The following is a 6,327-nucleotide window of genomic DNA, read 5'->3' on the forward strand; positions in this document are numbered from 1 at the left end:
CTAGCTTCTAACTGAATGTTGAGTTTTGCTTCTCTCACTTCCCTTGCTTCTCTCACGACCTATTCCCTCTCCCCAAATGAGGCATCAAGTGCTTCATCAATCCGTCAAGCTTGCAAAAAGATTGTGCCTTCAGGTTCATTCCAGCTTTAAGGATACAAGCGACAATGCTATCATTTCGGAGACCTCATTCAGGAAGGACGAGTTTCTATGGCGCAGACGCCTGTCTCTCCAGTGGTGCTGGTGATTTTGGATGGTTGGGGATACCGCGAAGAGACGGATTGCAATGCTGTGCAAGCGGCAAAAACCCCTGTCATTGATAGCCTTTGGGCTGCCTATCCACACACGCTGATTCGTACCTCAGGTAAGGATGTAGGGCTACCAGACGGACAAATGGGCAACTCTGAAGTTGGGCACCTTAACATTGGTGCTGGGCGCGTGGTGCCTCAAGAATTGGTAAGAATTTCAGACGCGGTAGACGATCGCACGTTACTAAGCAATCCAGCGCTGGTAAAAGTCTGTCAAGACGTGAAGCGCAACGGCACGAAGCTGCATCTAGTCGGTCTTTGTTCAGAGGGTGGCGTTCATTCACACTTGACGCACCTCTTCGGCTTGCTTGATCTGGCACAAGAGCAGCAGATAAGCGATGTCTGCATTCATGTCACGACGGATGGGCGCGATACTGCACCAACAGCAGGGAAGGTTTCTGTCGAGAAGATTCAGAACTACATCGCTGCCCATGGTGTTGGACGCATCGTCACGCTGAGTGGACGCTACTACAGCATGGATCGCGATCATCGCTGGGATCGGGTGCAGCTTGCCTACGATGTGATGACGCAGGATGGTGCTGGCGATGAGCGATCGGCGCTGACCGTATTGCAAGCAGCCTACGAAGCAGGCAAGACTGACGAATTTGTGCTGCCTACGCGGATTGCACCTGGTGCCGTAGAGCCTGGCGATGGCGTGATTTTCTTCAACTTCCGACCCGATCGCGCGAGGCAGTTAACGCAAGCGTTTGTTGATCCTGCCTTTAATGGCTTTGAGCGCGAACAAATCCAGCCGCTGTCTTTTGTTACTTTTACTCAATACGACTCGCACTTGCCCGTCGCTGTAGCCTTTGAGCCACAGGATTTGACCAACATTTTGGGTGAAGTGATTGCCCGTCATGGGTTGCGCCAGTTACGTACTTCCGAAACCGAAAAGTATGCTCATGTCACCTATTTTTTCAACGGTGGTATTGAGGAGCCATTTGAGGGCGAAGATCGGGAGTTGGTGCCCAGCCCAATGGTAGCAACCTACGATACAGCGCCAGCAATGTCTGCCGACAAGGTAACGGATGTGGCGGTCGCTGCCGTTGCCAAACGTGTGTATTCGCTTATTGTGATCAACTATGCTAACCCGGATATGGTGGGGCATACGGGTAAAATGGAGCCGACTATAAGCGCTCTGGAGACCGTTGATCGCTGCCTGGGTCGCTTGCTAGAGAGTGTTATTCAAGCAGGCGGCACTACGATCATCATTGCTGACCACGGCAACGCTGAAGAACTGTGCGACGGGCAGGGTAATCCCTGGACGGCACACACGACTAATCCAGTACCATTCATTCTGGTTGAAGGCGAAGGGCGAAAGATCCCAGTGCACGGCACTGATGTGCCCCTGCGAGAGGATGGTCGTCTTGCTGATATTGCTCCCACCATCCTGGAGATCTTAAAGCTGCCCCAACCACCTGAGATGACTGGGCGATCGATGATCCAATCTGCTGAGTTTGAGGTCAAGCCCAACCGTACTCCTGTACAAGTGTCGCGTTAGGCACTGCTGGTTTACGAGGAAGCGCTGAAGCAAGGACATTGCAATTTCCATTCGCGCTACCAGGCTTCGGACTGTAAACTGGAGATTAGGCTGGCAGTCTGTTGTCCAGTGTCTTTTCATTCTGTCATGCGAAGGGTTTTACAATGACGCTTAACTATGTCCTGGAAGCAGTTTGGGCGTTTGCTGCGCTGGGTTTGATTATTCTTGTGCTACTACACAGTCCCAAGGGTGATGGTTTAGGCGGTTTGGGTGGGCAGGCACAACTTTTTACCAGCACCAAAAGCGCTGAAACAACGCTGAACCGCGTTACTTGGGCGCTCACCGTTATCTTTATGGGACTCACGGTTGTTTTAAGCGCCAATTGGTTGCCGAAGTAGCCTGTTGTCGAAATAACCGCTGAGAAACTCAAGATTTTCTCAAAAAGAGCGTGTGCCTGTGGTGAGTCATCTCGCGATCGTCGTTACGCGTTGGAAAGACCGATGGAGTGAACTTCGTCGCTTGAAGCTGATCTATCGCCTGCGATCACGTCAAAAATCTGTATGGCTCGTGTTCTTAATGGCGATCTCTATCGTCATGAGTGTAGCCATTGCTGTTGTCGCCCGCCCAACCAACATCTCACCCGCAGTGCTGGGCACCTCATTGAATAGGGCGGCGATCGCTCAACTGTCTAAGCCAGATGCCGATCCAGATTTCCCGCTCAAAGTGCACCCATTGCCACCAGCACTAGCAGCCTGGACTGCCTCTCAAGCAGGCGACTATTTTGACCAGATTGAAACGGTGCCTGTGGGTTATCTAGTGTGGTCACAGTTTCCGGTAAGGGTCTATGTGCAGCCGCCAACTCCTACAGAGCTTGCGAGTCCCTTTACTGCCCAGCGGTCGCAAACCTGGATCAAAGCGGTGAACCAAGCCGTGCAGGAGTGGCATCGTTACTTACCGTTAACGCTTGTCACCCAGGCTGATAAAGCAGACATTGTTGTACTGCGATCACCGCCACCGCTAACGTTTGAAGTGTCTCCAGACCCTAAGCAAGAGAGTGCATCCGGTCAATCCCAACGAGAACCACGCCCAACGCTGCAACTGGGTCGCGTGCGATCGGCGGTAACAAGCTACAAGGTGTATGTCAAAGGCTCACTTGAAGACGCAGCATCGAAGCCTATGCTTGCTCACCGTTGCACCATTCAACTTCGTCCTGATCAGGCATCATTGTACCTTCGAGCTGCTGCACGGCATGAGTTGGGTCACGCGCTAGGTCTTTGGGGGCATAGCCAAGCCCAAACCGATGTGATGTACTTCTCTCAGGTTCGTGAGCCGCCGCCCCTTTCGCCCAGAGATTTGAACACGCTTAAGCGGGTATACGAGCAGCCAACGCGGCTGGGCTGGGCGTTAGTTGAATAAGTTAGTTGGTCGAAAAGGCAGCGCTAAGAAATCTACCGCTGACAGCAAGAGACAACTGCCCATAGCGCAAAATTGGCAGTTGAGAATGCCAGCCTGATATTTCGTCTTAGTGGGGGCGATCGCGTACGCCTAATTCAACGTGATATATCAGTAATTGATCTCAATTACATTCGGCACCGGATTTAGCGATCGAAGTTTCTGACCGTTGGCTTTTAACAATCAAAGCGCAAAACGGTTGCTTTATGAGAATTTGCAAGACACAACTAAACTATTGCCCCGGAGCGCGACCAAAGAGCCTGGTAAGATTTTTGAGGCGATCGTGCAACTCGCCATGCAGCGCATCGTCATGATAGCGCCACTGCCAGTTACCTTCAGCAGTGCTCGGAAAATTCATTCGAGCTTCTGTACCGAGACCGAGAATATCTTGCAATGGAATAATGGCAAGACTAGCGACCGAACTGAGCGCTAACCGAATAAGGTCCCACTGGATGCCATCTGGACTGAAACTGCCGAGATAGTGCCAAAGATTGCCTTTCTCGTAATCAGACAGTTGGTTAAACCAGCCAACCGTCGTGTCGTTATCGTGAGTACCTGTATACACAACGCAACGGTGGGGATAGTTAAACGGTAAGAATGGGTTCTCAGGATCAGAACCGAAGGCAAATTGCAGCACCTTCATACCCGGAAACTCAAACTGGTCGCGCAGTGCTTCTACTTCAGGCGTAATGACACCTAGATCTTCAGCCAGAATTGGTAGTCTGCCTAGTTGTTCGCGCAAGACCTCAAAAAACTCTTTGCCAGGAGCCTGCACCCATTCTCCATCCAGGGCAGTTTCTTCGCCTTGTTTGACTGCCCAGTAGGCTTCAAAGCCCCTAAAGTGGTCAATGCGAATCAAGTCTACATAGTCCAGCATGGCGCGGAACCGTCCGACCCACCAGTGAAAGTTTGATTGTTGCAAATGATCCCAGTTATAAACGGGGTTGCCCCACAACTGGCCGGTCGCACTGAAGTAGTCGGGCGGTACACCCGCCATGAGTGCAGGCTCACCTGTTTCAGTATCTAAACAAAAGTTTTCGGGGTTTGCCCACACGTCAGCACTGTCATGAGCAACGTAGATGGGGATATCGCCAATAATTTCAATCCCTTTAGCGTTGGCATACTGCTTGAGATCAGACCACTGATGGAAAAACTCGTATTGCAAGTATTTCTGATGAAAAATTTCAGCCGTAAGACGCTGGCGACAGTCTTCAAGAGCATCAGGTTTACGCCATGCGATCGCCACTTCCCACGTATGCCAACTTGCACCACCTGAGGTTTGCTTTAATGCCATGAACAGCGCATAGTCTTCCAGCCAGTAAGCTTTGCTCTCACAAAAGGCGGTGAACTGCTGCTTTTGTTCATCGTTAGCGTAGTTTTTAAAGTTTTCGCACGCTTTCTCCAACAACCCCATTTTGTAGGGTGCTACCTGATCAAAGTGAACACGATCGCTTGCAAAAGCTGGTATTCCATCGAAATCTGCTTCATTCAGTAAGCCACGATCGCGCAGTCGCTCTGGGCTAATGAGTAAGGGATTGCCTGCCAACGCCGAATAGCACATGTAGGGCGAATTGCCAAAGCCTGTCGGGCCCAAGGGCAGCACTTGCCAGAGCCGTTGCCCTGTTTCAGCTAGAAAATCAACAAAGTCACGGGCTTGTGGTCCTAAATCGCCAATGCCAAACCGGCTGGGAAAAGACGTTGGATGCAGTAAAATACCGCTCATTCGGGCTGGCGAAGCTGGGTGCGAGTCGGAACGAGTCATGAGATTGGGAAGAGAAGGTTGACGTACAATCGGCGTTGGTTTGACTCTATCATGGTGTTCCAGGGTTAAAACCTACCAGATGAAAGACCTGAACGTGGCTTATCGCAACCCAACTCCAACAGTAGATATCATTATTGAGCTAACTGATCGCGCTCACCGACCGATCGTGCTTATTGAACGCCTCAACGAGCCACACGGTTGGGCGCTTCCGGGCGGTTTCGTAGATTATGGCGAAGCAGTGGAAACAGCGGCTAAACGAGAAGCTGAGGAAGAAGTTGGCTTGCAGGTTGAGTTGATTGAGCAATTCCACGTCTACTCCGATCCAGCCCGAGACCCACGTCAGCATACCCTGAGTATTGTGTTTCTAGCGATCGCGCAAGGCGAACCAACAGCAGGTGATGATGCCAAGCATTTGGAGGTGTTTGAGCCGTGGCGAGTGCCGACAAACCTATGCTTTGATCACGATCGTATCCTGCGAGATTACTGGCGCTATCGGCATTATGGCATTCGACCTGGAGTGATCTAAGAAAGTCTAAAGGATAAAGTCTAAAGGCGTTAAAGAAGCCTAAAAACTTCAATTTTCTCTCTATCTTTTCCTTATCATTGGTTTTTCTCTTTTGCTATTTTTGCCTTTTGCCACTTTTTATCCTTTAGCCTTCTCCTAACTATGTCTCACAAAATTATTCGTACCGAGCACGCGCCTGCACCTGTAGGTCCCTACAATCAAGCGATCGCTGCCAGTGGTCAGCTTGTTTTTGTCGCTGGTCAAATTCCACTTAGCCCGACTACAGGTGACATTGTTGGAGTAGACGACATTACAGCGCAAACAGAACAGGTCATTGCAAACCTTCAAGCCATTCTAGAAGCGGCTGGAGCGACGTTTGCTGATGTAGTGAAAACCACCGTTTTTTTACAAGCAATGGATGATTTTGCAGCAATGAATGCAGTTTATGCCCAACACTTTGAAGCCGCGATCGCGCCTGCCCGTGCCTGTGTTGAAGTATCTCGCCTACCCAAAAATGTTCTAGTTGAAATTGAGTGCATTGCAGTGATCTAAGCTCATGTATTTACACTCTTTCACCCTTCCTTTCAATAGCACTCTATATAAACACATCCCTACCAAATGGCAGCTATAGGTTAACTTAGCAATGGCATGAAGGTAGAGCTTGAATTAGCTTTACCTTCATGCCATTGCCTGAGAAACTGTTTGTAAATGTATGTGAAGTAGAAGACAACTACGGTCACAAAGGCGCGATACCAGAAGAGTGACATCTACATGGCTTGAGGATATGAGTCAGCCTTACTACGACAGTGACCTGACCGATGAG

The 6,327-nt window shown here is 50.2% G+C and carries 6 protein-coding genes; 5 read left to right on the forward strand and 1 reads right to left on the reverse strand.

What is annotated here, in order from left to right; genetic code table 11:
- The first annotated feature begins 207 nt into the window (after positions 1-207).
- From gpmI to H6F86_RS11145, 3 genes are all read left to right on the forward strand, one after another.
- Positions 208-1,806: a 2,3-bisphosphoglycerate-independent phosphoglycerate mutase gene (gpmI, locus tag H6F86_RS11135; protein ID WP_190448670.1), complete on the forward strand. Its 1,599-nt coding sequence runs from the start codon at positions 208-210 to the stop codon at positions 1,804-1,806.
- Between the two features lie 143 nt (positions 1,807-1,949).
- Complete coding sequence (secG, locus tag H6F86_RS11140; RefSeq protein WP_190448671.1) at positions 1,950-2,183, forward strand: preprotein translocase subunit SecG; 234 nt, start codon at positions 1,950-1,952, stop codon at positions 2,181-2,183.
- Between the two features lie 58 nt (positions 2,184-2,241).
- Positions 2,242-3,201: a matrixin family metalloprotease gene (locus H6F86_RS11145; protein WP_199305216.1), complete on the forward strand. Its 960-nt coding sequence runs from the start codon at positions 2,242-2,244 to the stop codon at positions 3,199-3,201.
- A 268-nt stretch (positions 3,202-3,469) separates the two neighbouring features.
- On the opposite strand, the gene malQ is transcribed toward H6F86_RS11145, so the two are convergent.
- Positions 3,470-4,999, reverse strand: a complete 1,530-nt coding sequence (gene malQ, locus H6F86_RS11150) for a 4-alpha-glucanotransferase (RefSeq protein ID WP_190448672.1) — start codon at positions 4,997-4,999, stop codon at positions 3,470-3,472.
- Between the two features lie 94 nt (positions 5,000-5,093).
- Between malQ and H6F86_RS11155 the strand changes: the two genes are divergently transcribed.
- Complete coding sequence (locus tag H6F86_RS11155) at positions 5,094-5,525, forward strand: NUDIX domain-containing protein (RefSeq protein ID WP_190448679.1); 432 nt, start codon at positions 5,094-5,096, stop codon at positions 5,523-5,525.
- Between the two features lie 141 nt (positions 5,526-5,666).
- Positions 5,667-6,056: a Rid family detoxifying hydrolase gene (locus H6F86_RS11160; RefSeq protein ID WP_190448673.1), complete on the forward strand. Its 390-nt coding sequence runs from the start codon at positions 5,667-5,669 to the stop codon at positions 6,054-6,056.
- Positions 6,057-6,327: the final 271 nt, after the last annotated feature.

It is taken from the genome of Phormidium sp. FACHB-592, from assembly GCF_014695795.1.
Taxonomy (GTDB): Bacteria; Cyanobacteriota; Cyanobacteriia; order Leptolyngbyales; family Leptolyngbyaceae; genus Stenomitos.